Raw genomic sequence first — 24,705 nt, forward strand, 5'->3', positions numbered from 1 at the left:
AGAAAATGAAAAAAGCAGTATTTTTTGATATAGACGGGACGCTGTGGGACAGCCACATGAGAATACCGCTAAGCACCGTTTCTTCTATAAGAAAATTAAGGGAAAAGGGAAACTATGCATTTATCTGTAGCGGCAGAAGCAGGGCGGCCATCTGCTCCCCGGAGCTTTTGGACATTGGCTTTGACGGAGTTGTGGCTTCCTGCGGAACCCATGTGGAATATCAGGGAAAAATGATTTTTGAAAAATATATGTCCCAGGAGGAGATAGAAAATATCCTGTCCGGGCTTCACGCATACGGCATAAGGGCGATTCTGGAGGGGAAGGAATATTTGTATGTAAACAGCCGGGAATTTGCCGGGGATATTTACATAGACTATTTAAGAAAGCTTGTGAAAAACCGTTTTTTGGAGTTAAAAGAGGATGTCCAGTTTGTCCATGTAAATAAGTTAAGCGCAGATTTGGCCGAAAGGGATATGGAGAAGGTAAAGAAAATGCTTGAGACGGATTATGAGCTGATTTTTCATGAGACAATTCCAAAATATCTGCATACCGTCCTTGAGATTGTGCCCAAAGGGTTTTCCAAAGCTGTGGGGATTGAAAAAGTCTGTGAATATCTTGGGATTCCCAGGGAAAATACCTATGCCTTTGGGGACAGTGTGAATGATTTGGAAATGATTGCATATGTCTCCCATGGAATTGCCATGGGAAACGGCACAGAGGATATAAAGGTACAGGCGGACTATGTGACGGATGCTGTGGAGAAGGATGGGATCGAAAAGGCATTAAAGCATTTCAGGCTGATTTAGCACAATATCTTAAGGAGGCGGGGAATAATGGCAAATATGATGGATTATCTGGATTGGCGGGGAGATTTGTCTTTTACCCAGGCAGAATTTAACGAGGTGGATAATTTAATTTTTTCTGAGCTTGTTTATGTGGATTTTAAAGGTATTGTGCCCCCTCCGGGAAAGGGGGAGAGTATTACATTAAAAGAGGCTAGCCGTATTTTTTTCCTGTCCCACACAGAGGAGGAAATCAATGAGCGGGTGTCAAGCACCAAGGCGGCGGCTTTCCTTATGAAAAAGATGGCAAAAACCAGACGGTTTGCAGATTTAGAGCTGTCAGATTATATAGAAGAAATCAGTGCGAAGGAGGAGTCCCAGTTTTGTGCCATGACCATAAAGTTAGATGACGGGGGAATTTTTGTCTCCTACAGCGGGACAGATAATACCATGGTGGGGTGGAAAGAGAATTTCAACATGAGTTTTCTCTCAGAGACGCCGGGGCAGTTAAAAGCTGTTGACTATTTAAAACGGGTGATTTCCCCCAGGCAGAAAAAAATCCGGGTGGGAGGCCACTCTAAAGGGGGAAATCTGGCGGTGTACGCCAGTGTGCATTCCAGGGAATCCATTCAGAACCGCATTTTATCCGTGTACAGCAACGACGGCCCCGGGTTTACCGAATCCATGATTCACCGGGAGGATTACGGAAAAATGCTGCCGAAAATCCATACCTTTCTGCCGGAGTCCTCTATTGTGGGAATGCTTTTGGAGCATGAGGAAGAGTATCAGGTGGTGGAGAGTTCCGTCACCGGCCCCATGCAGCACGATGCCATGACCTGGAAAGTTATGGGAAATTCTTTCCTCCATGTAAAGAAAGTGGCAAAGCAGAGTGTGATTCTTGATCAGACATTAAAATCCTGGGTGGGGAAAATGGACATTGCACAGAGGGAGAATTTTGTGGATGCACTGTTTTTAGTGCTGAAAGAGGCAGATATCAAAACTGTGGATGATTTAGCCAACATTACCTTTAAAAAATTTTTGGAACTGATGAAGCTTACCAATACTCTGGACAAAGAGAGCCAGGAGGTTATTTCAAAAACCCTGCAGATGTTTTTCTCAGAGGGCAACCGTACCATGAAAGACATTGTGAAAATGAGGCTGGAAAGATCTTAATATGTCTCCCCGGAGCGGCTTATTCCCAAATTATAAAAAATATATAAACTTTACAAAAATCGATAAAACTGTAAAAAAATGAGAAAAAGTGAGTATAAGTGAGATAAAAGTAGAATATTATAAAAAATATACAGAAAAGTCCAGTTGCAGAAATGCCTGCAAAAACATATGATATGACTATCGGTTAGCACTCAAAACAAAAGAGTGCTAATAACTTAAAAATAATAGAAATCCAAGGAGGCAGACATAATGAAATTAGTACCATTATCAGACAGAGTTGTTTTGAAACAGTTAGAAGCAGAAGAGACAACAAAATCCGGAATTATTTTGACAAGCAAATCCCAGGAGAAACCCCAGGAAGCAGAGGTTATCGCCGTTGGGCCGGGAGGAATGGTAGACGGAAAAGAAGTTACCATGCAGGTAAAAGTTGGACAGAAAGTTATTTTTTCAAAATATGCAGGGACAGAAGTGAAACTGGAAGATACAGAGTATATTGTAGTAAAGCAGAATGACATTTTGGCAGTTGTAGAATAAAGGAGGATTTATCATGGCAAAGGAAATCAAATACGGTTCAGAGGCAAGGACAGCTTTAGGGGCTGGTGTGGATAAACTGGCAAACACAGTGAGAGTGACATTGGGGCCAAAAGGAAGGAACGTAGTTTTGGATAAATCCTTCGGCGCTCCCCTTATCACAAACGACGGCGTTACCATTGCAAAAGAGATTGAGCTTGAGGATGCATTTGAGAATATGGGAGCCCAGCTTGTAAAAGAGGTGGCTACAAAGACAAATGACGTTGCCGGCGACGGTACAACCACCGCAACTGTTTTAACCCAGGCAATGGTTGTGGAAGGAATGAAAAACTTAGAGGCAGGGGCAAATCCAATTATCCTCAGAAAAGGAATGAAAAAAGCCACAGACGTTGCAGTGGAAGCTTTAAAGAGCATGAGCCAGAAAGTAAACGGCAAAGATCAGATTGCCAAAGTGGCAGCAATTTCCGCAGGGGATGATGAAGTGGGCAATTTGGTGGCAGACGCTATGGAGAAAGTTACAAACGACGGCGTCATTACCATAGAAGAGTCAAAATCCATGCAGACAGAGCTGGATTTGGTAGAAGGTATGCAGTTTGACAGAGGATATGTATCCGCATATATGTGCACAGATATGGATAAGATGGAGGCAACTTTAGATGACCCCTACATCTTAATTACAGATAAGAAGATTTCCAATATCCAGGAGATTCTTCCTCTGTTAGAGCAGATTGTACAGAGCGGCGCAAGGCTTTTAATTATCGCCGAGGACATTGAAGGGGAAGCCCTTACCACATTAATCGTAAACAAACTCCGTGGAACCTTTAATGTAGTTGCAGTAAAGGCTCCAGGATACGGTGACAGAAGAAAAGCCATGCTTGAGGATATTGCAATTTTAACAGGAGGCCAGGTGATTTCCGAGGAAGTTGGCTTAGAGTTAAAAGACGCTTCCTTAGACCAGTTAGGCCGGGCAAAATCTGTGAAAGTCCAGAAAGAAAATACAATTATTGTAGACGGGGAAGGGGATAAAGAGGCAATCAAATCCAGAATCGCACAGATCCGCGGACAGATTGATGAGACCACTTCTGAGTTTGACAAAGAAAAATTACAGGAGAGACTTGCAAAACTGGCAGGAGGTGTGGCAGTGATCCGTGTAGGGGCTGCTACAGAGACAGAGATGAAAGAGGCAAAACTCCGCATGGAGGACGCTTTAAATGCCACCAGGGCCGCAGTGGAAGAAGGAATTATCGCAGGAGGCGGTTCCGCATATATCCATGCATCCAAAGAAGTTGCTAAACTGGCGGATACCTTAGAGGGTGACGAGAAGACAGGGGCAAAAGTTATCTTAAAATCCCTGGAATCTCCTCTTTACTACATTGCTGCAAACGCAGGATTAGAAGGTGCAGTGATTATCAATAAAGTGAAAGAGTCAGGTGCAGGAATGGGATTTGACGTTTCCGCTGAGGAGTATGTGGATATGGTAAAGAGCGGTATCTTAGACCCGGTGAAAGTTACCAGAAGCGCACTGCAGAATGCAACCTCCGTTGCATCCACGCTGCTCACCACAGAGTCCGCAGTTGCCAACATCAAAGAAGATGTTCCTCCAATGCCGGCAGGCGGCGCAGGAATGGGCGGCATGATGTAATTCTGCCCTTAGCTACAAGAGCAAAAGTCGAAAAACTTTTGCTCTTTTTTCTTTCCGGCAGTCTTTTTTTGTTATAAAGTTGCAAAATAATTTAGTTATGTTATAATAGTTCCATTAAAAATTAAGATAAGGACATTTTATGGTTATGGCACAAAAACGAAGAAAAAGAAGAAGGAAAAAAAGTGTATTACAGAAGTCTATGCACCTGGCATTATGGACGGTGGTGTTTGTTGCTCTGGCAGTCTATCTCTTTTTCTGCTTCTATTTCCGTTCCCATTTCTTTTACCAGACAAAGATGGAGGACATGGATGTCAGCGGCCTGACGGCGGAGGAGGCAGCGGATAATCTGAAATCGGAAGTGCGGGATTATCTCTTGACTATCTATGACAGGGATGGAAACAAGTATCAGATTCTGGGGATGGATTTTGAGTACGAATACCAGCCCTCCGGGGAGGAGGAGAAGTTGGTAAAAGACCAGAAGAATTTTCTATGGCCGGGAAAGATTACCAAGCAGAAAAACCTGGATATAGACAAGAGCATTACATATGACGCCAGCCTGCTTAAAAAAGCGGTAAATGAGCTTTCCTGTTTTGACCAGGAACATATGGAAGAGCCAAAGGATGCCCATATTGAGCAGACAGAAAACGGGTATGAGCTGGTACCTGAAAAACAAGGAAGCTATCTTTTAGAGGATAGGGTATATACCTATGTAAAGGCTGCCGTGGAGGCGGGAGAATCGGAACTCACCCTGCCGGATGAGGTGTATAAAGCCCCGGAGGTTACGGCGGAAGATGAGGTTTTAAGCCGCTGTATGTCGGACATAGAGTCATATTTTGGGGCAAGCATCACCTATGATATGGGAAATGACACAGAGGTGGTGGACCGCTCTGTGATTTCTGACTGGATTAAAATTGATGAGGATTACCAGGTGACTTTCGATGAGAGTGCAGCGGCATCCTTTGTCCAGCGTCTGGCCAGCAAATATAACACCTACGGGGATGTGCGGAAGTTTGAGACTACCAGGGGAGGCATTATCTCCATAGGCGGGGGAGATTACGGCTGGGTAGTGGACAAGGAAGAAGAGCTTGCCCAGCTCTTAGAGGAAGTGAGAGAGGGAAAAGTAGTTACCAGGGAGCCGGTATATCAGCAGAGGGCTGCGCAGCCCGGGCAGGATGATATCGGGGACACTTACCTGGAGATTGACTATACGAATCAGCACCTTTACTATTATGAGAAAGGAAACTTAAAGCTGGATACAGAGATTGTCTCCGGAAATATCAGCAGGGGAAACGGATCCCCGGACGGAGTATTTAAGATTGTGTACAAGAAAAGCCCCGCTGTGTTAAAGGGGGAGGACTATGAGTCCGACGTTACATATTTTCTTCCCTTTGCCTATAATGTGGGAGTCCACGATGCCTCCTGGCGCAACGGCAGATTTGGAGGGGAGATTTATAAGACTTCCGGTTCCCACGGCTGTATCAATGTGTCTGAGGAAGCTGCCACCAAACTCTATGAGATGATAGAGGTGGGGACGCCGGTCATTGCCTATTACAGGGAGGAAGTCCGCCTGACAGCGGAAAATACAAAAATTTCCAATGCATATTCCTATTATGACGAGGAGAAAGAAAAGAAGAAAGAAGAGCAGCAATCCCAGCAGAGAACCCAGGACAACCCTGTGGCAGGTGAAAACCAGATAATTGAAGAGGACGGGAATGTTGTCAATGTTCCCCAAAATTAGTTTTCAGATAGTTTACATATTTCCTGGAAATCTTTAAACCGGCATACATTTCTGTATATTCCTTGGCAGACAGTTCCGGTATATAGTTTTCCGGGAAATTTTTTTTAACCCCATGGGACAGGGCAAGGTCCACGGCCTTGTTGTAGGCCACTGCCCCCTGTGTCTCCGTTTCATAGGTGCCGATTTTATAATTTCCGTTAATGTGTATCTGGGTTTCATAGTATACATTCCCCTGTTTTGTCACTGCGGTTACGCCGTAGTACTGGTTGATTACGATAATGTTGGAATATCGGTAGTCAAAGGAATCTCCGTTGGCAAAATCATAGTCCCTGCCCGCCACGGCAAAATTTTTAATGCCGTACCGGGAGAGAAGATTGGTCTGCATGCCGTATTCATTTACAAAGAGATGTCCCCCACGCTTCATGATTTTATGGCTGGAATAAAAGAACAAATCGTCAATATCAAATTTGTATTCCTCCCTGGGAGAGATATAATAAGAAAAATAGTTTGCGTGAAGGTAAATGGGGGTTTTCATATAAATCTTGTTGTCACGGAAATTTGCGAGGGAAACTATTTTTTCAAAATGCAAGATATCCTCCTCGTAGAGAAGCTGCTCTAAGAGAAGAGATTTGTCTTTCAGAATTTTATCAGCTTTTTCATAGGCCTTATGGGCACTTTCCTGGGTTTTGAAACTTCCTAGGCTGATGTGCTTATTGGAAAAAGTAATGCTGGAACGATAATAGATGCTTCCGTCCTTTTTCTTTGCCTGGTAAACGCCAGCTAACATAAAAACCTCCTAAAATGCATTGACATTACAGATTTGTTTCTTATATAATAAAAAATGCAGATATGTTATACTATAACACAAAAAGACGTATTTCACCATAGAAAAGAAGAGGATAAAGACATGGAATTAATTTATGCAAGCACGAGAAACAAAGAGGAAAGGGTTACGGCATCCCAGGCAATTTTAAAGGGTCTGGCAAAGGGAGGGGGGCTGTATGTGCCCACCGAGATTCCTGCCTTGGATATAGACATGGAAAAACTTTCCGGGATGACTTACCAGGAGACTGCCTACGAGGTGATGCGCAGGTTTTTCACGGATTTTACGGAGGAGGAGTTAAAGCACTGTATTTCCAGTGCATATGACAGCAAATTTGATACGGAAGAGATTGCGCCTTTGGTTTCGGCAGAGGGAGCTTATTATTTGGAGTTATTTCACGGTTCCACCATTGCCTTTAAAGACATGGCATTGTCCATTCTGCCCCACTTGTTAATTACGGCGGCCAGGAAAAATCAGGTGAAAAACGATATTGTGATTCTCACGGCCACATCCGGGGATACGGGGAAGGCGGCTCTTGCAGGATTTGCAGATGTGGAGCATACAAAGATTATCGTATTTTATCCCAAAGACGGCGTAAGCCCTATCCAGAAAAAGCAGATGGTAACCCAGAAAGGGGAAAATACATATGTGGTGGGGATTAACGGGAATTTTGACCAGGCCCAGACAGGGGTAAAGAAAATGTTTTCCGATGAAAAACTGGCGGAGATTATGAACCAGGCGGGGTATCAGTTTTCCTCCGCAAACTCCATAAATATCGGACGCCTGGTTCCTCAGATTGTATATTATGTGTATGCCTATGCAAAGCTCTATGCAGGAGGGGAGATAACAAAAGGGGAAAAGATAAACGTTGTGGTTCCCACAGGAAATTTCGGCAATATACTGGCGGCATTCTATGCAAAAAATATGGGGCTTCCCATTGGAAAGTTAATTTGTGCCTCCAATGAAAACAAAGTGTTGTACGACTTTTTTACCACTGGGACGTACGATAAAAACCGGGAATTTAAATTGACCTCTTCCCCCTCCATGGATATTTTGATTTCCAGCAATTTGGAGCGCCTTATCTACCGCCTTGCAGGGGATGACGCGGAGAAAAATGCTGAGTTTATGTGTGCCCTGGGAAAAGAGGGCAGGTATGAAATCACGCCTAAGATGCGGGAAGAACTGAAAGATTTTTACGGCAGCTATACAACGGAGGAGGAGACGGCAGAATTTATCCGTAATCTCTATGAAAAAACAGGTTACGTTATCGATACCCATACAGCTGTGGCTGCAGGGGTATATGAGAAGTACAAAAAAGAGACGGGAGACAGCACAAAAACTGTGATTGCATCCACTGCAAGCCCCTTCAAATTTACAAGAAGCGTAATGGATGCCATTGACAGGGATAAATACAGTTCCCTGGGAGATTTTGAACTGGTGGATGAGCTTAGCAAAATCGCCAATGTGAAAGTTCCCCAGGCTATCGAAGAAATCCGAAGTGCTCCGGAACTCCATAAGACGGTGTGCGAAGTGGATGAAATGGAAGAAGCCGTAAAGAAGTTTTTAAAGATATAAGGCAATTGAGCAGGGAAGAGCCATCTTCCCCCTACCCGTTGCGGGACGTCCGTCAACGTATGCTGACATTTTCCTCTGAGTGCCCGTGTGCATAAAAAAGCAGGGAAGAAAAACTTCCCTGTTTTTTATGACATTTTTTCTAAATCGTTCATCAGCGCTTCTAGATTATTTAAACTTTCCAGACTGTTTAAATTCTTTGTCTCCGGAAGAACAGAATTTTCGCTTTCGCTGATGGAAATCAGCAGATTAATAATTCCGAAAGGATAGATGATGGGAAGAAGTATGGTTTCTGTGGAACAGCTTATCATGGTATTATCCATGGAAACCGGCGGGTCTAACTGCAACGATACCTCGGAGTTGTTATTAGAGATATTCACATTGAATAATCCATTATGTAAATTCAAAAAGTCTTCCACAGATGCCTGTACATATTCGTCGTATTCGGTAAAAGAATCATTTACATAGCGGGAAGCAAATGCCACGGCGGCATCCTCTGTCATATCAAAATAGGAGGTAAGCTGAAAATCACCTTTTACAACCTGGCTGGAACATCGTCCGGTTACAAATTCCGACACAATAGAAGGGTTTAACGGTGTAAAGTCTTCCCCTATAAAACGAAGCAGATTGTTGAATAAAAGATTCAGGTACTGAAGTACATACTCAGGTACATTCTCAAGAGTAATCAAGAAAAGATTGCGCACAAGGGCATCTAAATTTTCCTGCTGTTCCTTGTCGCTTTCCAACTGGGAAATCTCATTTTCCTTCTGGTAGGACTTAATGTATTTATCCAAATCTGTATTGGTAAATACGCCGTCGTCCACTAAGGTCTGTCCAATTAAGAGGTAATCCGGTGTCTGGGTATTTAAAAGTTCCTCCACCTGTTCCTCGGTTAAAAGCCCTTCCTCAATGGCAATTTCTCCAAAAAGTCTGTCTTCATGGGTTTGGCGGATTACTACATTGTCTACCTGCAGGGCGGTGAGCAATCCTGCGTGCATAGCCAGTGTACCCAGCCTTAAGTGTTTGGTGTGCTGTTCCTGGATAGCGTGAACTAACTGGTCTGTGGTAACTGCCTGCTTGCTGAGCAGGTAATTTCCAAAAAATTGTGAATACATATTTTATCTCCCTTCAAATCGAGTTTTTAGAATAGACTCTATCTGATTGCGGTTTAACGGCTTTTGTACAAAATCTTTTGCACCGAGCTGGATAGCCTGCTTTAACTGCAGCTGTGTGCCGATAGATGAAACTACAACTATGTCAGCCGCGGGATCATTCTTCATGATTTCAGCAATAGCTCCGTTGCCGTCTACTACAGGCATTACAATATCTAAAAATACAATGTCCGGGGAATTGGCAGCATATAAATCAATGGCTTCCTGTCCATTAGAAGCTTCTAAAAAATGAGTGCCGCCAATTGAGAGAATAATATCTTTGAGCTGCTTTCTGGCCAGAATGGAATCATCACCGATTAATATTTTTGCATCTTCGAGTTTCATATATAACCGCTCCTTTTCATTTCTATATGATAATCATCATTACCTATTTTAAACTATAATATTTAAAGTTTCAATATTTATTGCACCGATTATTGGATTTTTTTGAAAAATTTTGGGAAGAAGTATAAAAAAGTATAAAATGTATATAAAAAATAACCAAAATATGTTATACTTGAAAAGATAGAAAAAAGAAAGCGAGGAAGAAATGATGGATTTTATGTTGATTTTTGATTTGGTTATTGCGGGATTAGGACTGTATCTCATATATTCCTCCCTGAAAATGAGACAGACAGGTGAGCTGAGTACCATTGTGGTGAATCAGGACGATATGGCCCGGTGCAGAGACAAAGGGGGATTTATTGAGGCTATTGCCATGAAATCTGTTTACTTTGGCCTTGTTGCGCTGATTTACGGCATTTTGGCCCTGTTAAACGATTTTTATTCTATTTTTGGGAAATATTTTAATGTGGCGGGAGCGGTTGTCTTTATTGTGTCCTGGCTGTGGTTTGCGGGGGAACTGAGAAAGGCCAGGGAAAAGTTTTTCTATTAAGGTTTTTAGGGAAAAAGAAGGCGTTTTCCATGTGGAAAGATGCCTTCTTTTGTGTCTTGGCCGATTTGTATGCCTACCGCTTTAAGATAGGCACGTAGTCTCTGTGATGCCCCACATACTTATATGCGGGACGCATAATCTTGCCGTTGCTGGAAAGCTCCTCTAATCTGTGGGCGCTCCACCCGGCGATTCGGGCTATGGCAAAGATTGGCGTGTATAATTCCAGGGGAAGATTCAGCATGGAATATGCAAATCCGCTGTAGAAATCTACATTTGGGCTGACGCCTTTGTAAATTTTCCGCTCTTCTCCAATGATTTTTGGTGCGAGCTGTTCTACAAGAGTGTACAGTGCAAATTCTTTCTCTTTTCCCTTTTCCGCCGAGAGGCGTTCCACAAAGGAGTGGAAGATAACCGCACGGGGGTCAGACAGGGAATATACCGCATGGCCCATCCCGTAAATCAGGCCGGCGCGGTCAAAGGCTTCTTTATTTAGGAGAGCCCTTAAATACCGGGAAACCTCTTCCTCATCCTCCCAGTCTTTTACAACTTCCTTCATATCTTCAAACATCTGTACCACTTTAATGTTGGCGCCGCCGTGTTTCGGGCCTTTTAAAGAACCTAAGGAAGCGGCAATCACCGAGTATGTATCTGTGGCGGAGGAGGATACCAGATGGGTGGTAAAGGTGGAGTTGTTACCGCCGCCGTGTTCCATGTGGAGAATCAGGGCAATGTCCAATAGCTTTGCCTCCAGTGCGCTGAATTTGGAGTCGGCCCTTAATATGTGCAGAATATTTTCCGCAGTGGAATATTCCGGTTTGGGCTGGTGGATAAACAGGCTTTCCCCGTCATGGTAATGTTTGTATGCCTGATAACCGTATACGGATAAAAGCGGGAATAAACTAATCATCTGAAGGCATTGACGCAGCACGTTGGGAATGGAGATATCGTCCGCCGCATCATCATAGGAATAAAGGGTGAGAACGCTTCTGGCAAGAGTATTCATCATATCCCGGCTTGGGGCTTTCATTATAATGTCCCGGACGAAACCAGTGGGAAGGGTGCGGTAATAACTAAGCAAATGAGTAAATTCATCCAGTTCTATCTGGTTTGGAAGTTTGCCGAAGAGCAGAAGATAGGTGCATTCCTCAAAGCCGAAGTGGCTTGATTCAGAAATCCCTGTCACCAGGTCCTTCACATTGTATCCCCGGTAGTAAAGCTCGCCCTCCATGGGAACGGATTTGCCGTCCACGATTTTTGAGGAGCAGACATCGGAAATTTCCGTCAGGCCGACTAAAACGCCTTTTCCGTTTAAGTCACGAAGCCCTCGTTTCACGTCATATTTTGTATAAAGCTCCGGGTCAATACTGATATCGTCTTCATATATCTTAGAAAGCTTTAATAGTTCCGGTGTAATTTCGCTGTATGGATTTGTGTACATAGAATACCTCCCTATAAAAGTTTTTGAAAAATCTCATAAGAAAAATCCTTTAGAAATGAAAATTTATTATATTGAGATTTAGCTGTTTGATAATCATACCACAGATGGGAAAGGCAACACAAGAAAATGAATAAAATTTAATAAAAATTTAGTTTTTGTTCATATTTTTGAAATTATTATAAAGTCGTGGAAATATCCATATTTTTGGGGTATAATAAAGCCATGCAATATACGGAGGACATGGTATGGAGAAAGAAAAACTGGTGAGAGCGGCTTATCAGGCAAAAGAATTTTCCTATGCCCCCTATTCCAATTTTCATGTTGGGGCGGCGCTTTTGGGGGAGAGCGGCAGGGTTTATCTGGGATGCAATATTGAAAATGCAGCATTCTCCCCCACAAACTGCGCCGAGCGCACCGCTGTTTTTAAAGCGGTATCGGAAGGGGAGAGAAAATTTAAGGCCATAGCTCTTGCGGGGGATAAAGAGGAGTATTTAACGCCCTGCGGGGTGTGCCGCCAGGTGATGGCAGAATTCTGCGATCCCGGGGACTTTCAGGTAATCTGCGCAAAAAATGAGACGGACTTTCGGGTGTATACGTTACAGGAACTTTTTCCGGAAGGATTTTCGCCGGAAAATTTATAAAAAACACATTGAAAAAAAAAAACACTTAGTGTATATTTGTAATAGAGTATTTTAGGGCAGACCGCCCTATACATAATATGAAGGAGGAATATAGTAATGGCAACAAAAGCTTATTACCCTATTAACGAAATTGGCGCTGGAAAAGTTGGGTTTTCCAAGACACGCTCTATTATTGAGGCTGCTTTCTATGGAAACAACGTGGTGAAAGTAAACACTTTAAAAGAGGCGTATCAGTTGGCGAAAAATTCACCTGGAACCATTGTGACAGACATGCCTGTGAAAAACGGGGAGACATTCGGTCTGGAGAAGGATGCAAAGGTATTGTTATTCAACGATGGAGCCGTAACAGGGCGTTATGCTGCAGCAAGGCGTATCAAGGGCGAGCCTGGCGTTGACGATGCAAAACTGGACAAAGTTGTTATGGATGCCGTTTATGAGACAAGATGGAAAACTATGTACCACGCAGAGTGCTTCATCGGCCTTGATCCGGAATTTATGGTAAAAGCTCATCTTCTCATTCCAGAAGGAGAAGAGAATATCCTTTACAACTGGATGTTAAACTTCCAGTATATGTCCGATGAGTATGTGAAAATGTACAAAAACTCCAAGTTAATCGGAGACGGCAAAGAGCCGGATGTATATATTTTCTCCGATCCCCAGTGGTTTCCACAGGAGAGGCCTGACGTTGACTTTAGCTGCTTAAGCGACCCCTTAACTTTATGTTATTTTGACACCAATGAAAACTGTGCGGCAATCCTTGGTATGAGATATTTCGGAGAGCACAAAAAAGGCACACTGACCATGGCATGGGCTCTTGCAAACAGAAACGGCTATGCTTCCTGCCACGGCGGACAGAAAGAATACTCCTTAGAGGGCGGCAAGAAATTCGTTGCTTCCGTTTACGGCCTGTCAGGATCCGGTAAGTCTACATTGACCCATGCAAAACATGGTGGAAAATATGACAGCTTCGGCGGAATCAAAGTACTTCACGATGATGCGTTCATTATCAATACAGATACCTGTGCGTCCATCGCTTTGGAGCCCACTTATTTTGATAAGACAGCAGATTATCCTACAGGCTGCCCGGATAATGAATATTTGTTATCTGCTCAGAACTGTTCCGCAACATTGGATGAGAATGGCAAGATTCAGCTTGTAACTGAAGATATCCGTAACGGTAATGGACGTGCCATCAAATCCAAATTATGGTCTCCTAACCGTGTGGATAAGATTGAAGCTCCTGTAAACGCAATCTTCTGGATTATGAAAGATCCTACTATTCCGCCGGTATTGAAACTGAAAGGCTCTGCCCTTGCGTCTGTTATGGGAGCAACCCTTGCAACAAAGACATCCACCGCTGAGCGTGTGGCTGCCGGTACAGACCTTAATGCACTGAGAATTGTTCCTTATGCAAACCCATTCCGGACATATCCACTGGTGAACGACTACGAGAAATTCAAAAAGCTGGTAGAGGAGAAAGATGTGGCATGCTACATTGTAAATACTGGTGATTTCATGGGTACCAAATGTAAACCTGCAGATACACTGGGAATTCTCGAGGATATTGTGGAAGGCAAAGCAAAATTCGAGAAATGGGGACCTTTTGAAGATATTGAGATTATGTACGACTGGTCCGGCAAGACAGCAGACTTTAAACCAGACCTGGGAAATAAAGATTATGTTGCAGCATTAAAGAATGCTATGCAGAACCGTGTGGATGCTGTGGAAGGATTTGCAACCAAGAAGGACGGTTATGACAAACTTCCAGATGAAGCTTTGGCAGCATTAAAGAAACTTGTAGATGAGGCAGCTTCCATTTAGTTTTATTATATTTTAATCTAAAAAATTGGGAATCTCTCTATGGGATTCCCTTTTTTGGCAGTGAAGATATTTTATTGAAGATGCTAAGGAAGCGCTGATGAAATCATCGCTTCCTCTAGAACCTCCAGTGGATGTGCAGGAATTTGCAGCGGAAAATGCTGCTTCGCAGGGCAAATCCGGCGCAGGTAACGCTTTAGTCAGCGTTTTCCTAAAATTTAACATGAATTTTTCGTTGAAATATGAGAGAAACTATAGTATAATCTAAACATAAATTCCTGGGATGTTCGATACCCTGCTATTTTGAACCTACATTTTATTTTAGGGTTCCCTATATTGCAGATTGGATGTCAGGCCGCCGTTTGCAGCGGAAGGCAGAAGAGATGCTGCGGTTACCCACCTAGCTCTGGCTAGGCGTCAAAATTGCAGGAAACGGCATTTTGGGTTTTTGTAAAGTACGAAAGAGAAATACATAAGGCACAAAAGATTTGGTACAAAAGAAAAATGTTTTATGTACAAGGGATAAACGATGTAAGTACTTTAAGATTTACAAAATATACGCAGGAAAAAGAAGAAGAGAACAAAAGAGAGAGAAGCTGCTGTTACAGTGGCTTCTCTTTTAGGTTCGGCTTTTTACGGGAAGGGAAGGTAAAAATATTGCGGAGACAGAGAAATAGATACAGAGTGAGAAAAAGGGTGCAGCGCCTGGAGAAGAGGCAGGAAGACAAAAAGCTTTTTGCTATGATGATAATTGTGGCAGTTTTGGGAGCCATTGCAGTTTGCCTTATAATAAAAAATCAAAAAGGTACGGTTACATACCAATATTGTCAGGAGTATGTTATGACAGAAGAACTGCCTTATCTTATGGATTTCTGCTATTATTCCTCTGATGAATGGAAAGGTAAGATAGAGGAGGAGAAGTTTGGGGGAACTGTAACTATCCAAATGTGCAAATGGCTTCTGCAGCAGACAGGCACGGCAGAGTACGTGGTTCTGCCGGAGGGAAAGGAGAAACAGACAGTTACCAGAGATGAATTTAACCAGGTTTATGACCAGATTTTAGATTTGCTGGATGAAAAACGGGAGATTCATGCTGCAGATGAAATTCTCTTAAAGCAGGAGGGGCAAAATTTTATTACGGCAAATCAGACCTACATATGTGAGAGGGACTTTTCTTTTGCGAAACCTATGAAGTCCTATGAATTTTATGTAAGGGGGGAAACTATTATCGGTGTAAGGAATATGAAGGGAATTTCCTCAGCAATAAAAAATGCTTATCTTTTGGAGGAATCCGGGGATAAAATCCGTTTTCTCTACGGGGGGGACACTTACGAGATTTCCATGGAGGAGTGGCAGACAAAAGGGGTGGAGAAGCAGGTGTGCGACCTGGTGTGGGAAGAGGGGGAATTGTGTAAAATTCAGTTAAAGGAAGAGCGCATTCAGGGGAATTTGATTGCGGTGGATGATTCCAGGATACAGATTGAAGGATATGGGGAAATCAATCGCTCTGTAAATCTTCCAGTATATAAAATTTATGGATCGGTGGAGGAAAAGAACCTTTCGGATATTGTAATAGCCAATATGAAGGTGGAGTATGTGGTGGCGGAGGACCGGGTGGAAGCCATTCTTTTGGTGGAGCCGGCCCAAATCAGCAGGATACGTGTGCTTCTTTTGGGGGAGGATTCCAGTCCTTACCGCAGAGAGGCAGCCCTCACCTGCAGTACGCCTTATACCGTGGATTACCATGACAGACAGGAGGTGAGGGAACAGGATGCTGTGGTGAAGGGGGAGGAATTGTTTTCCGGTACGGAGGGCGGCAGCATTCGTTTTACTCCCGCAGAGGATGGGGGAGAGTTTTTTTTGTGCAGCCAGGAGGGAGAAAAAATTTCTCTTGGTTACCGGGGGGTTTTGGAGCTTTACCGGTATCCGGAAGGCTACACACTAATCAGTGAACTTTCTATCGAAGATTATCTGTGCAGTGTTGTTCCCAGCGAGATGCCTGCCACTTACGGAATGGAAGCCCTTAAGGCCCAGGCGGTGTGCGCCAGAAGCTACGTGTATATACAGATGCAGAAAGGAGCCTATGCCCCTCTGGGCGCCCATGTGGATGACTCCACCAGCTATCAGGTATATAACAAACAGGCCAGGGAGGAAACCACCAGCAATGCGGTGTGGGATACTGCAGGGGAGGTGTTAAAATACCAGGGAGAGATTGCGGAGGCATATTATTTTTCCACATCCTCAGGGGTTACGGGAAATGGGGACAGCTGGGAATTGGACAGTGACCCAGCCTACGGATATCTCCGCAGTATCCAGTTAAAGGATGAACCGGAAGCTTTTGATTTGTCCGGTGAAGAAGCTTTCGGGGCATACATAAATTCCGATGGGGATAGTTATGATAGTTTTGCACCTTTTTACAGGTGGAATGCCGTGTGTTCTTTTGGGGATGAGGAGGTCTTAAACAAAATTTCAGGAATCCTAGCCGCCCGAAAAGAAAAAGCACTGGATGCCATCACTTTTTTGGATGAAAAGGGGGCGGAAGCAGAAAATGTAAAGGGATTTGGAAACCTGACGGGAATGGCTGTACAGAGAAGAAGCGTCTGCGGGGTGATATTGGAATTATGCCTGGAATATGAAAAGGGAAAAGTGATTCTTAAAAATGAGTACAATATTCGTGCGGTTTTAGGGGCGGGGTGCAAAAGCCTCACTTTGAAAGACGGAAGCGCAAGGGAGAACGTATCATTAATTCCCAGTGCCTTTGCAGTAATTACCCCGTCTCCGGAAGGGGAATACCATATCAAAGGGGGCGGATATGGACACGGAATCGGCATGAGCCAGAACGGGGCAGGGAAAATGGCGGAAGTGGGAAAAAATTATAAAGAAATTTTACAGTTTTTCTTTCAGGATGTTGAAATCCTTCCCGTTTCGTGATACCCTTTAAAGGCTTACTGTCAACAGCATTCAGAACGGAGTTTTTATGGTTTTTCGGACAATAATCGAAATTAAACGGTTTACGGATAAATGTAAAAGAGATAATATAAATGCTTTTGCAGCCCAGTCTGCTTTTTTTCTCATTATTTCCCTGATACCCTTTGTTATGGTATTCTGCTCTCTGCTGCAGTATACGGTGGTGTCGGAGGGGATGCTTTTGAAAATAGTAAGAGAGATTATGCCGGAGTATATTTCCCCGGTGGTGGTCTCCATTATTGATGAATTTTATAACAAATCCATTGGTATCGTGTCCCTGACAGCCCTTTTGGCCATTTGGTCTGCGGCAAAGGGCGTCCAGTATATGGCAGACGGGCTGAATGTGATAAACGGGATTCAGGAGACAAGAAACTGGGTTGTGCTGCGGTTCTGGGCTGTGGTGTATATGATTGGATTTCTGCTGGCCCTTTTAGCCGCCCTGCTGTTTTTGGTGTTTGGCAACGGCATCCAAAAAATACTGGTAGGGTATTTTCCTTTTCTCGCCCATGCCACAAATCTTATTTTTCAGCTCCGCAGCGTGATTATGCTTGGGGTTTTAAGTATAATGTTTACGGTTTTGTATAAGACACTGCCCAACAATAAAGAGATCAGGGACAGAAAGCTTACCTTTAAAAACCAGCTTCCCGGCGGGATTGTCTGCGGTGTGGCATGGTATCTCTTTTCTTTTGGGGTATCTGTCTATGTGGACTATTTTAACGGGTTTTCCATGTATGGAAGCCTGACTACTGTTGTGCTTGTCATGCTCTGGCTCTATTTCTGCATGTATATTATGATGCTCTGCGGCGAACTGAATGTTTTATTTGGAGAGAGAATTCAAAAGCGGATTGGGGCAAGAAAGTATTTATAAAACAGGTTTTTCACGGAGATTTCAAAATATGGACACACTTTTGACATAATTACCAAAAAACTACAAGATATGGTAAGGAAAAATCGTGGCTTATGCACTATTGATTCAGGCAATCCCCAGGGGTATAATAAGCTTGTAAGTTATTTTTGACCATTTTAACAAAATAAAAACGAAAGGAAAGAGAGAAAATGGAGAAAAACATTTTAAAACGTGTGGCAAGTCTTGCACTTGCATTGGTGATGGTGCTTTCTGTATTGGTTGTAGTTGATCCAAAGGAAGTAAGCGCAGCAGGCGTAACCAAGAATGGTACTGGTAAATGGAGTGTCACAATTAGTGATGATCAATGTTATGGTGGTGCTGGTTATGATGCCTATGGCAATTATATTTCTTATGGCACAGGGCAGGTGTATTGGATAAAATTTAAAGCAAAAGCAGATGGATATGTAAGGTTTACAGCTTCGCCTGCTACTTCTTTAGATTCCTTTTCTGATGGAAAATGGGGATTGTATGATAATAAGAAAAAGCTTTTAAGTTATGAAGATACTTTTACTACATTAAAAGATGATTATAAGCAGACATATTACGGAATTAAAAAGAATAAAACATATTATTTTGGTGTTAAAGCTTATGTGGGAACAAAAATTAATGCCAGTTTTACGAAGGTAAACGAGAAAAGTGGTTCCAAGAAATCCAAAGCAAAAACGATTGCTAGAAATCAAAAAGTTCAGGGTGTTATTACAGCAAATTCTAAGGAAACAGATTGGTATAAGTTCAAGCTTAGCAAAAAGCAATATGTAAATCTTTCATTTGCGGCAAAAACTAACGGAGTACTTAAGTTTACTATTTATCAAGGTGGGAGAAGCATTGGTACGGTAAAACAGAACTATGAGTCATCTGAATCTTATTCAGATTATATTCGTAATGCTTACACTAAAGCAAAATTGAAAATACCAAAAGGAACAACTTATTATATAAAAGTGGAGAGAGAGGGTACAGGTTCTTCTGGCGGTTATACATTGAAATGGAAATAAAATTAAACTTACAATGAGGGAGCGGGCAATGCCCGCTCTTTTCGATTGTTTGGCGCGATGAATCCTTAATTTTCGTTGTACTAAACCCAATATATGGTATATGAAATTCATATTTCTTTCCTTCACAACAAGTTTTAGTCTTTACATCCCTTGGATAATCTTTTATAATAAATATAGCAATGTTGCAGAGGATGGAGGAGAAGAGTATGAATAAGGGGAAATTGTATTGCATGACAGGCATTTTTTGCCTGATTCTTATTTTTGGGGGAGTGCTTCCTTCCCGGAAGGTAAGAGCTTCCGAGAATTTTAACAGTAATCCAACGGTTACCATTCCAGAGGAAAAATCTTATTCGGTTACAGGGGCCTATACCTGGATAAAATATAAGGCTCCGGGCAACGGCTATATCACGGTAAGGGCATCATCCATTTTACCGAAGAATACCGTTTCCTATACGGACAATACAGTTACCATTCAGGATCCGGCCACAGGGCAGCAGTCCACTCTTCCACGGGTGTATTCCCAGGGAAAATGGAGATTGTATAGTGCAAAGAAAAATACAGCTTTGTCTTCTGATGATATCTTTCGCACCGCCAGTTCTCAGTCTATGGACACCACCCAGACCTATGGCGTCAAGAAAAATACCACCTATTATCTCAGGGTATCCTCCAACGGAAATCTTACTATAAAGTGCAAGTTTACCAAAGTCAGTGAAAACAGCGGGAGTCAAAAATCCAAGGCGAAATCTGTGAAAAAGAATAAGACAGTGAAGGGAATTATAGGGGCAGGGGAAAAAACTGCTGACTGGTACAAGATAAAGCTTCCGAAAAAACAGGTGCTGCATCTTTATTTTTCAGGTAAGACAAACGATAAAATAAAGCTTACATTTTCCGGAACTTATTTAAAGACGGCAAAGAAGTATATTGTGAGAGGAAATACAAAAACTCAGCACACCTATACGACAGAACGGGCTCAGCCAGGAACTTATTATGTAAAAGTGGAGCGGAATAACAGTAAATCTTCCGGGTACTACACCTTAAAGTGGAAGTAAATAGGGAAAAGAGGCACAGTATTTATGAGAAAAGTAATGGTGAGAAATGAGAGAATGGGGAACAGGAGAGGGAAACTGAAAGTCTTTTTGGGGATGTTTGCCATGATGTTTATGGTCTTTGCGGGAAACCTTCCTGTGTCTGCTGCGGGAAGCAGGGATTTTAACAAGACAAAAACGGTGAGCATTTCCGACTCGGAGGCCCATATGGTTTCCGGAAAATTCACCTGGATTAAATATAAGGCTCCGAAAAACGGTTACATTACTGTTGCCGCAGAATTTGGTTCCAGAAAGTATAACAGGTCCGAGGGATACTGGCGGCTGTATGCGTCCAATAAAAAGACAGCGCTTTCAGAAAAGAATATTCCCTACAGCGTGGGCGTTTACAATACCGGGAGCAAACATGCGAGACAGAGCATATTTGGGGTGAAAAAGGGAACCACCTATTATTTAAGGGTACAGGCGTACGACGGGGTCAGGATTTCCTGCAAGTTTAAAGAGGTAAAGGAAAAGTGCGGAAATAAGCGCAGCAAAGCTCCTGTCCTCAAGAAAAATAAGTCTGTCACCGGGTTGATTCTGCCCAAGGATAAGAACAAGGACTGGTACAAGATTCGGATAAAAAAGGCTCAGTATATCCAGCTTTTTTATGATATTAAATCTGACGGAAAATTTAAAATCAGTTTTTGTTCCATTATAGGAAGCAAGCTCCAAAGCGGAAAATTTGGTTATACCTCTTCCGCCAGAAGGCTCGTGATGAAACAGCACAATTCTGTTACCAACAAGAACAGTAAAATTAATGCGGGGACCTATTATATTAAGGTGGAACCTGTGAACAAGTACAGCAGCGGATATTACAGGCTCAGATGGGAGTAATCCGCAAAGGGAGGTTATTGCATGGCATTTAGACGCAGCATTTTGGCAATGTTTATCCTTTGTCTGCTCTGTCTTTTTCCTTTGGATGTAAAGGCGGGAGATGCAGATAAATCGGGAAATACAACCACAGGAAAGACCCAGGAGCAAAAGATTAAAGACAAGAGTTTTAACAAGCATAAAACCATAACGATTCGGGAGGAGGAGACTTTTCAAAAGGCAAAGGAGTATATCTGGATTTCTTATCAGCCCAAATATGACGGTTACCTCACCATTCAAAATACAAATGTGGGGAATGTTCCCGCCAATGGCTATCTGGCCCTGTACAATAGGACGAAGTCCATTGTGCTCTCCTCAAAATCTATTTCCTACAGCGGAAAATACAGTTCCAACAAAAAAACGTCAGAGTATTGGACGAAAAATGTTTTTGGCCTGAAAAAAGGAGAGACATATTTTATACGGGTAAAGGCATTTACTCCTGTTACCCTGAAGAGTTCTTTTAAGAAAGTCACGGATAAGTCCGGGGCCTTACAGTCAAAGGCACTTAACATAAAGAAAAGTAAGACAAAAACTGGGTTGATTCCCGCAGGGGGAACTACCCCGGACTGGTATAAATTTACCTTGAAAAAGAACCAGAAAATACAACTGTATTACAATATCCATACGAAAGGAAGTTTTCAGATTTCCCTGTATTCCGGCCGCAGACGGCTTGCCGGCAAAGTGCTGTCCACCCAGGGGGCACAGAAGATGACCATTGCCCGTCAAAAGACCGATACAAAGGGAAAGAGAACCACCCACCCTATGGAGAAGGGAACTTACTACATAAAAATAGAGCCGGTGAACAGCCTTAGTTCCGGTTATTATACCTTAATGTGGAAATAGGTAAAAAACATGGATGTAAAAGATTTTTATTATGATTTGCCCCAGGAATTGATTGCCCAGGACCCCTTGGAGCACCGGGACAGTTCCAGACTTATGGTGCTGGGGAAAAAAGACGGTGCTGTAAAACATCGGTTTTTCCGGAACATTACAGAGTATTTAAGGCGGGGAGACTGCCTTGTCATTAACAACACTAAAGTGATTCCAGCCAGGTTGTATGGAATCAAAGAGGACACCGGGGCACAGATTGAAATTCTTCTTTTAAAGAGGAAGGAAAAGGATATCTGGGAGACTTTGGTAAAGCCGGGAAAAAAGGCAAAAATCGGTGCTAAAATTTCCTTTGGGGAGGGTTTGCTTTTTGGAGAAATTTTAGATGTGGTGGAGGAGGGAAACCGCCTGATTCAGTTTCACTATGAAGGGATTTTTGAAGAGATTCTGGATAAGCTGGGACAGATGCCCCTGCCTCCCTATATCACCCATCCCCTGGAGGATAAAAGCAGATACCAGACAGTGTACGCCAAATACGACGGCTCTGCGGCAGCGCCAACTGCAGGGCTTCATTTTACGCCGGAACTCCTGGATAAAGTGAGGCAAATGGGAGTGGATGTGGCGGAGATAACCCTTCATGTAGGACTTGGGACATTCCGTCCGGTAAAAGAGAGGGATGTATTAAAGCATCACATGCACTCAGAATATTTTCAGATTGAGGAACATGCGGCGGAGCTGATAAACAGGGCCAAGGCGGCGGGAAACAGAATTATTTCTGTGGGAACTACCAGCACAAGGACATTGGAGTCGGCGGCAGATTCCGAAGGCTTTATAAAAGCAAAGAGTGGTTTTACGGATATTTTTATCTATCCGGGATATGAGTTTAAGGTGATTGACGGACTGATTACCAACTTCCATCTGCCGGAATCCACTTTGGTGATGCTGGTGTCCGCCCTGGCGGGAAGAGAGCAGGTATTAAAAGCTTATAAGCTGGCAGTGGAAGAAAAATACCGCTTTTTTAGCTTCGGAGATGCCATGCTGATTATATAGACATACAACTAAAATTTAACCAAGAGACGGAAGAGAGGAAAATAATTATGGATGAAAAGAGAAGGAATAAAAGGCTGGATTTGGAAGTCTCCGTGGAGATGGAAAGGCTGGATAAAGATGAAAATATTACTGCCATGAAATTTATCCATGTGGATGTGACCAATATATCACGTTCTGGAATCGGCTTTTTTTCTAATATAGAGTTGGTGCCAAATACCTTCTACAATTCCAAAATTCAGATATGGACAAAGGAGATTGTGAATGCGGTGATTAAAATTGCCCGGTGTGTTCCTGAAGAGGAGGGATTTAGCTGCGGAGGAGTCTTTATCGGACTGGCGGAAGCAGACGCCCTGAAAATTGATATCTATGAAATGTATAGCGATAAGGAATAAAAAAGCTGCCCCAGGGACGGGGCAGTTTTTTATGTGCAGACCCACATAAGGAAATTTGTTGCAGGCGCAGCATGTGGGCGCAGGGCGAGTAGGGAGAAAATCTTTCCTGCCCGATTTCCTGTTTATTCCGCTAAATCGTACAAATCCTGATAAAAGGTGGGATAGGAGATATTGACGCACTCTCCGTTTTTCATGGTGCTGGGTCCATCTAAGGCAAGGGCGGCAACGGCGAAAGACATGGCAATCCGGTGGTCTAAGTAGCTGTCAAAGCCTGCACAGTGGAGAGGGGTGCCGCCTTCAATTATCATTCCGTCTTTTGTGGCGGTGACATTTGCCCCCATGCGTTTTAAATTAACCGTTACCGTGTCGATGCGGTTGGATTCCTTTACTTTTAATTCCTCCGCATCCCTTATCACTGTGGTTCCCTTTGCAAAGGCGGCCATAACCGCCAGAATGGGAATTTCGTCAATAAGGGTGGGAATCATATCCCCGGCGATTTCCGTCCCTTTAAGCTGGCTTGAGGATACGAAAAGGTCGCATACCGGTTCCCCGGATACGGTGCGCTCATTTTCTTTTTTTATCTTTGCCCCCATGGCATAGGCGGCTTTTAAAATCCCATCCCTGGTGGGGTTTACTCCTACATTTTTAATGAGTATTTCCGAGTTTGGCAGCAAGAGCCCTGCCGCAATAAAATAGGCTGCGGAGGAAATATCCCCGGGAACCTGAATGTGCTGCCCCTGAAGTTTTGGATTTGGCAGAACCCCTGCGGTGGCATCCCCGGAAATCACTTTTGCCCCGAAGGCCCTTAACATTAATTCCGTGTGATTCCGGGATGGGGCGGGCTCTTTAATGGAAGTTCCTCCCTCGGCGTAGAGTCCGGCTAAGAGAATACAGGATTTTACCTGGGCGGAGGCCACGGGAGAGTCATACCGGATGCCCTTTAATGAGGAGGGGTGAAAGATCAGCGGTGCACAGTTGTTTCCTTTTTTGCTGGAAATATCGGCTCCCATTAAGGTGAGGGGGGAAATAATCCGTTTCATAGGGCGCTGTCTTATGGAGGCATCCCCGTCTAAGGTGGAGGAAAAGGGCTGGCCGGCTAAAATACCGGAAAGCAGCCGTGTGGTGGTTCCGCTGTTTCCCACGTCTAGGGGGGAGGAGGGCTTTTTTAAGCCGTGAAGTCCCTTTCCATGGACAATCACCTGGCTTTCATTGTTTTCAATTTCAATTCCCATCTTTTTGAAACAGGAGATGGTGGAGAGGCAGTCCGCCCCCTGTAAAAAGTTTGTGACTTCCGTTGTGCCTTGGGAGATTGCCCCAAACATAATTGCCCGGTGGGAAATGGATTTGTCCCCGGGGATGGCAATGGCGCCGTTTAGTTTTTTTGCTCGTTTCAGTTCCATGGAAAGTCCT

22 protein-coding genes and 1 other RNA gene are annotated in these 24,705 nt (G+C 43.4%); 18 read left to right on the forward strand and 5 right to left on the reverse strand.

The window, feature by feature from the left end:
* Positions 1-5 precede the first annotated feature (5 nt).
* The 5 genes from D7Y06_RS01910 (at position 6) to D7Y06_RS01930 (ending at position 5,866) form a co-directional block, all read left to right on the forward strand.
* The gene (locus D7Y06_RS01910) at positions 6-806 is read left to right on the forward strand and encodes a Cof-type HAD-IIB family hydrolase (protein ID WP_120406139.1); all 801 of its coding nucleotides are present in this window, start codon (positions 6-8) and stop codon (positions 804-806) included.
* A gap of 27 nt (positions 807-833) precedes the next feature.
* Positions 834-1,955, forward strand: coding sequence for a DUF2974 domain-containing protein (locus D7Y06_RS01915; protein WP_120406140.1), 1,122 nt, complete (start codon positions 834-836; stop codon positions 1,953-1,955).
* Between the two features lie 249 nt (positions 1,956-2,204).
* The gene (locus D7Y06_RS01920; protein WP_120406141.1) at positions 2,205-2,489 is read left to right on the forward strand and encodes a co-chaperone GroES; all 285 of its coding nucleotides are present in this window, start codon (positions 2,205-2,207) and stop codon (positions 2,487-2,489) included.
* 13 nt (positions 2,490-2,502) lie between these two features.
* On the forward strand, positions 2,503-4,128 hold the full coding sequence (groL, locus tag D7Y06_RS01925) for a chaperonin GroEL (RefSeq protein ID WP_120406142.1): 1,626 nt from the start codon (positions 2,503-2,505) through the stop codon (positions 4,126-4,128).
* Between the two features lie 145 nt (positions 4,129-4,273).
* A complete protein-coding gene (locus tag D7Y06_RS01930; RefSeq protein WP_158591191.1) occupies positions 4,274-5,866 on the forward strand; it encodes a L,D-transpeptidase family protein in 1,593 nt (530 codons plus the stop codon).
* Here the strand turns inward: D7Y06_RS01930 and D7Y06_RS01935 are convergent.
* Positions 5,847-6,653 (reverse strand): hypothetical protein, encoded by an 807-nt coding sequence (locus tag D7Y06_RS01935; RefSeq protein WP_120406144.1) that lies wholly within the window; start codon positions 6,651-6,653, stop codon positions 5,847-5,849. The genes D7Y06_RS01930 and D7Y06_RS01935 overlap by 20 nt on opposite strands.
* A gap of 120 nt (positions 6,654-6,773) precedes the next feature.
* Between D7Y06_RS01935 and thrC the strand changes: the two genes are divergently transcribed.
* On the forward strand, positions 6,774-8,264 hold the full coding sequence (gene thrC / locus D7Y06_RS01940; protein ID WP_120406145.1) for a threonine synthase: 1,491 nt from the start codon (positions 6,774-6,776) through the stop codon (positions 8,262-8,264).
* A gap of 125 nt (positions 8,265-8,389) precedes the next feature.
* On the opposite strand, the gene D7Y06_RS01945 is transcribed toward thrC, so the two are convergent.
* Positions 8,390-9,376, reverse strand: coding sequence for a chemotaxis protein CheX (locus D7Y06_RS01945; RefSeq protein WP_199714605.1), 987 nt, complete (start codon positions 9,374-9,376; stop codon positions 8,390-8,392).
* Positions 9,377-9,379: 3 nt separating this feature from the next.
* Positions 9,380-9,757 carry a response regulator gene (locus tag D7Y06_RS01950; protein WP_120406146.1) on the reverse strand — a complete coding sequence of 126 codons (378 nt, stop codon included), beginning with the start codon at positions 9,755-9,757 and terminating at the stop codon, positions 9,380-9,382.
* Positions 9,758-9,962: 205 nt separating this feature from the next.
* On the opposite strand from D7Y06_RS01950, the gene D7Y06_RS01955 reads away from it, so the two are divergent.
* The gene (locus tag D7Y06_RS01955) at positions 9,963-10,307 is read left to right on the forward strand and encodes a hypothetical protein (RefSeq protein WP_147415563.1); all 345 of its coding nucleotides are present in this window, start codon (positions 9,963-9,965) and stop codon (positions 10,305-10,307) included.
* 73 nt (positions 10,308-10,380) lie between these two features.
* On the opposite strand, the gene D7Y06_RS01960 is transcribed toward D7Y06_RS01955, so the two are convergent.
* Positions 10,381-11,745, reverse strand: coding sequence for a citrate/2-methylcitrate synthase (locus D7Y06_RS01960; RefSeq protein ID WP_120406148.1), 1,365 nt, complete (start codon positions 11,743-11,745; stop codon positions 10,381-10,383).
* A 245-nt stretch (positions 11,746-11,990) separates the two neighbouring features.
* On the opposite strand from D7Y06_RS01960, the gene cdd reads away from it, so the two are divergent.
* The 11 genes from cdd to D7Y06_RS02015 all read left to right on the forward strand — a co-directional run bounded on the left by cdd (position 11,991) and on the right by D7Y06_RS02015 (position 23,295).
* On the forward strand, positions 11,991-12,386 hold the full coding sequence (gene cdd, locus D7Y06_RS01965) for a cytidine deaminase (RefSeq protein ID WP_120406149.1): 396 nt from the start codon (positions 11,991-11,993) through the stop codon (positions 12,384-12,386).
* A 96-nt stretch (positions 12,387-12,482) separates the two neighbouring features.
* Positions 12,483-14,207 carry a phosphoenolpyruvate carboxykinase (ATP) gene (locus D7Y06_RS01970; RefSeq protein WP_120406150.1) on the forward strand — a complete coding sequence of 575 codons (1,725 nt, stop codon included), beginning with the start codon at positions 12,483-12,485 and terminating at the stop codon, positions 14,205-14,207.
* A 269-nt stretch (positions 14,208-14,476) separates the two neighbouring features.
* A non-coding RNA gene (ssrS, locus tag D7Y06_RS01975) (6S RNA) lies at positions 14,477-14,655 on the forward strand.
* A gap of 206 nt (positions 14,656-14,861) precedes the next feature.
* Positions 14,862-17,135: a SpoIID/LytB domain-containing protein gene (locus D7Y06_RS01980; RefSeq protein ID WP_158591192.1), complete on the forward strand. Its 2,274-nt coding sequence runs from the start codon at positions 14,862-14,864 to the stop codon at positions 17,133-17,135.
* A 46-nt stretch (positions 17,136-17,181) separates the two neighbouring features.
* On the forward strand, positions 17,182-18,039 hold the full coding sequence (locus tag D7Y06_RS01985; protein WP_120406151.1) for a YihY/virulence factor BrkB family protein: 858 nt from the start codon (positions 17,182-17,184) through the stop codon (positions 18,037-18,039).
* A gap of 188 nt (positions 18,040-18,227) precedes the next feature.
* Complete coding sequence (locus D7Y06_RS01990; RefSeq protein ID WP_120406152.1) at positions 18,228-19,070, forward strand: hypothetical protein; 843 nt, start codon at positions 18,228-18,230, stop codon at positions 19,068-19,070.
* A 206-nt stretch (positions 19,071-19,276) separates the two neighbouring features.
* Entirely contained in the window at positions 19,277-20,119 is an 843-nt protein-coding gene (locus D7Y06_RS01995; protein ID WP_120406153.1) for a hypothetical protein, read from the forward strand.
* A 24-nt stretch (positions 20,120-20,143) separates the two neighbouring features.
* Entirely contained in the window at positions 20,144-20,989 is an 846-nt protein-coding gene (locus tag D7Y06_RS02000) for a hypothetical protein (protein ID WP_120406154.1), read from the forward strand.
* A gap of 21 nt (positions 20,990-21,010) precedes the next feature.
* Positions 21,011-21,868, forward strand: a complete 858-nt coding sequence (locus tag D7Y06_RS02005) for a hypothetical protein (protein ID WP_120406155.1) — start codon at positions 21,011-21,013, stop codon at positions 21,866-21,868.
* Between the two features lie 9 nt (positions 21,869-21,877).
* Positions 21,878-22,903 (forward strand): tRNA preQ1(34) S-adenosylmethionine ribosyltransferase-isomerase QueA, encoded by a 1,026-nt coding sequence (gene queA / locus D7Y06_RS02010; protein WP_120406156.1) that lies wholly within the window; start codon positions 21,878-21,880, stop codon positions 22,901-22,903.
* A 47-nt stretch (positions 22,904-22,950) separates the two neighbouring features.
* Entirely contained in the window at positions 22,951-23,295 is a 345-nt protein-coding gene (locus D7Y06_RS02015; RefSeq protein WP_120406157.1) for a PilZ domain-containing protein, read from the forward strand.
* A gap of 122 nt (positions 23,296-23,417) precedes the next feature.
* On the opposite strand, the gene aroA is transcribed toward D7Y06_RS02015, so the two are convergent.
* Complete coding sequence (gene aroA / locus D7Y06_RS02020; protein WP_120406158.1) at positions 23,418-24,695, reverse strand: 3-phosphoshikimate 1-carboxyvinyltransferase; 1,278 nt, start codon at positions 24,693-24,695, stop codon at positions 23,418-23,420.
* Positions 24,696-24,705: the final 10 nt, after the last annotated feature.

It is taken from the genome of Roseburia sp. 1XD42-69 (assembly GCF_003612565.1).
Taxonomy (GTDB): domain Bacteria; phylum Bacillota; class Clostridia; order Lachnospirales; family Lachnospiraceae; genus Roseburia_B.